Raw genomic sequence first — 3,133 nt, 5'->3', positions numbered from 1 at the left:
CAATATGTTACGATTTTTTCTTCTGTGTATTAACCCTGCCAAATGTATCTAAGCGATCTATTAATCCTGTCAATTTATCAGAAGCTTGATGACAGAACCTGTTCATCGTATGCATAGATGGGTATCATTCCGACATTAGTAATGCAAATCATTAGCGTTAGCACTCAAGGATATTTACATCCCCACTTTTCAGGAGAGAAAATGCAATTACGTCTAGCTTTATTTTCGTCATTACTGGCCGCAACTGTTGCGATGACAGGGTGTGATGATTCATCTGCCGCGCCAGAAGAATCAGCCAAAATCAGTATTGAGCATGCGCAAGGAACCACTCAGGTTCCACTAAACCCGCAAAAAGTCATCATACTGAACCCATCCGTGCTCGATACTGCCGATGCCCTGAACATTAAGGTGGCAGGTGTCCCGCAAACCAGTACTCATCTACCCGCATTTTTATCCAAATACAGCGGCACTGAATACCTGAATGCTGGCACATTATTTGAACCCGATTACGAGGCATTAAGTCAGGCTAAACCTGACCTGATCATTGCCGGTGGCCGTGCTCATGATGCTTATGACAAACTTAGCGCTATCGCACCGACTATCGCACTTGATGTCGATACCAAGCACTTTACCCAGAGTCTGACTCAGCGTACTGAGCAACTGGCCTCTATCTTTGGTAAAGAAGAAGAAGCGAAGGCACTGCTGGGCAAATTCTCATCTCAGATAAATGAGATAAAGCAAAAATCAGCTAATGCCGGATCAGCCATGGTAGTGATGGTCAGCGGCGGGAAAATGTCAGCTTACACGCCGGGCTCCCGTTTCGGTTTTGTGTTTGATGAGTTAGGTTTCACCCCTGCGGCCACTTTCGAACAAACGGGTAGTCATGGGAATGTAGTGACCTCTGAATTCATTCTCAATGCTAATCCTGAGTGGTTGTTTGTACTGGATAGAGACAATGCCATTGGGCGTACTGAAGGCCAATCGGCACAACAGATTCTTGATAACCCACTGATCCATAAAACCAAAGCATGGCAGAATGATCAGGTTATCTATCTCGACTCCTCCTCGCTCTATATTGCCGGTGGCGTACAGAGTTATACAAAACTGATGGATAAGGTCAGTGCTGTGTTGGATAAATCAGCGCCAGCGCAGTAATTTTCACTGATGAAGAATCTTAGCTTTCTAGTTGGCCTGGTTATTTTACTGGGCCTGATGATCTGTAGCCTGTTTATCGGTGCCGGCCATGTCACTTTTGCTGATGTCTGGTCGGATCCCGATATGCGCGACATCTTTATACTTAGCCGGGTGCCACGGACGCTGGCATTAGTCCTTGCTGGCAGCGCCATGAGTGTTGCTGGTCTCATCATGCAGATGCTGACGCAGAACCGTTTTGTCGAACCTTCTATTGCGGGTACGACCCAGTCCGCCAGCCTTGGTTTATTGTTGGTCATGGTTTTCAGTCCATCGGCTCCGGTGATGGTGAAAATGTTGGTGGCTACGGTATTCGCGATGGGGGGGACGGCACTTTTTATGATGTTGTTGGCGCGAATGCGGATGAAATCAGCGCTGATGGTGCCGCTGACCGGGATTATGCTGGGGGCTGTATTTAGTGCAGTAACAACCTTTGTGGCGATGGAGTTTGATCTCCTGCAATCGTTGGGCAGTTGGGAGTCTGGTGATTTCTCGGGTGTCTTGCAGGGTCGCTATGAGTTGTTGTGGATAGTGGGAGCCTTAACGCTGATTGCCTGCCTAATCGCCGATCGTTTTACCGTGGCAGGCATGGGGCGGGATTTCTCGGTCAATGTTGGGCTAAATTATCAACGCGTTATGCTGACGGGAATGTCCATTATAGCCATCATCAGCGGCGTGGTTGTGGTCGTGATTGGCGTGCTTCCTTTTCTCGGTTTGATTGTACCCAATATTGTCAGTATGGCGATGGGAGATAACCTGCGCCGAACCATACCTTGGGTGAGTCTTTGTGGCGGTGGTCTGGTCGTGTTATGCGATATTATCGGTCGATTAATTAGCTACCCATTTGAAATCCCTGCCAGCGTTATTCTGGGCGCGATTGGTGCACTGGTTTTCCTATTATTAATTGTTAGGACAAAACGCCATGCAGGTTAATGAGTATTCATCAAAAGGGAATTGGTTTCAGGGCGCAAATCGGGCATTAAGCATACCGGCAAAGCGGTTGTTACTGTTGAGCATTATTGCCGTCGCTGCGATTGTCATCTTCATGACAATTAATCTGGGGAGCAACATCCAGTATATTCTGGTGCATCGCGGTCTTATTCTAGCCACCATGCTGTTGGTGGCCTTTGCTGCGGGAGTTGCCACTGTCTTATTCCAAACAGTAACCAATAACCGTATTTTGACGCCATCAGTGATGGGATTAGAAGCACTGTTTATTCTCATCCAGACCATGTTGGTGTTTTTTGTTGATGCCAATGGTTTCAGAGTGTTAGGTATTACGGGGAAATTTCTCTGTGAGTCGGCACTGCTGTTATTGTTCTCGGTGTTTCTTTACCGTTGGTTACTGACCGGTGTGGGGATCAATCTGCATAAGGTGCTGCTGGTTGGCTTGGTTTGTGGCACGTTGTTCCGCAGTCTATCGAGCCTGATGCAACGTCTTCTTTCGCCGGGGGAGTTTGCCATATTGCAGGGGAGGGTATTTGCCACCTTTACCCGAGCGCCCGCAGAGATTATTGCCGTTTCTACGGGGATAGTTGTGATTGTGGGCCTTATTGTTTGGCGCATGCGCCATTGCCTCGATATTATCGCGCTTGGTCGAAATACCGCAATTAATCTCGGCGTTGCCTATCAGAAAAAGATAACCACTATTTTGCTGCTGGTCTCGCTGTTGGTCGCCATCTCTACAGCACTGGTGGGGCCGCTGACATTTTTAGGTTTGCTTATCGCTAATTTGGCTTATCCAATTGTTGGTTCATTCCGCCATCAATATTTGCTACCCGGTGTTTTTCTGCTGGGAACTATTACATTGGTTGGTGGGCAATTGATTTTGGAGCGCTTACTGAATATGTCTGGGACATTATCGGTGGTTATTGAGTTTGTCGGTGGTGCGCTGTTTATTTATCTTTTAATAAAAAAGGCTCCGGTATGATTGAAATTAATG

3 protein-coding genes are annotated in these 3,133 nt (G+C 47.2%); all 3 read left to right on the top strand.

All coding sequences use genetic code 11. The features are described from left to right. Positions 1 to 201: 201 nt before the first annotated feature. From V1952_RS20940 to V1952_RS20930, 3 genes are read left to right on the top strand one after another with little or no spacing between them, the layout of a single operon-like run. The gene (locus V1952_RS20940) at positions 202 to 1,155 is read left to right on the top strand and encodes a siderophore ABC transporter substrate-binding protein (RefSeq protein WP_083162521.1); all 954 of its coding nucleotides are present in this window, start codon (positions 202 to 204) and stop codon (positions 1,153 to 1,155) included. Between the two features lie 9 nt (positions 1,156 to 1,164). Continuing rightward, entirely contained in the window at positions 1,165 to 2,124 is a 960-nt protein-coding gene (locus V1952_RS20935) for an ABC transporter permease (RefSeq protein ID WP_083162523.1), read from the top strand. Next, positions 2,114 to 3,121 carry an iron chelate uptake ABC transporter family permease subunit gene (locus V1952_RS20930; protein WP_372560556.1) on the top strand — a complete coding sequence of 336 codons (1,008 nt, stop codon included), beginning with the start codon at positions 2,114 to 2,116 and terminating at the stop codon, positions 3,119 to 3,121. Before V1952_RS20935 ends, V1952_RS20930 begins: the two co-directional genes overlap by 11 nt. Positions 3,122 to 3,133 lie beyond the last annotated feature (12 nt).

The sequence above is a fragment of the Yersinia sp. 2542 StPb PI genome (assembly GCF_048593855.1).
In the GTDB taxonomy this organism is placed as follows: Bacteria; Pseudomonadota; Gammaproteobacteria; order Enterobacterales; family Enterobacteriaceae; genus Yersinia; species Yersinia enterocolitica_E.
Note: the sequence above shows the minus strand (reverse complement) of the source record. Positions and strands in the feature narration are given on the sequence as shown.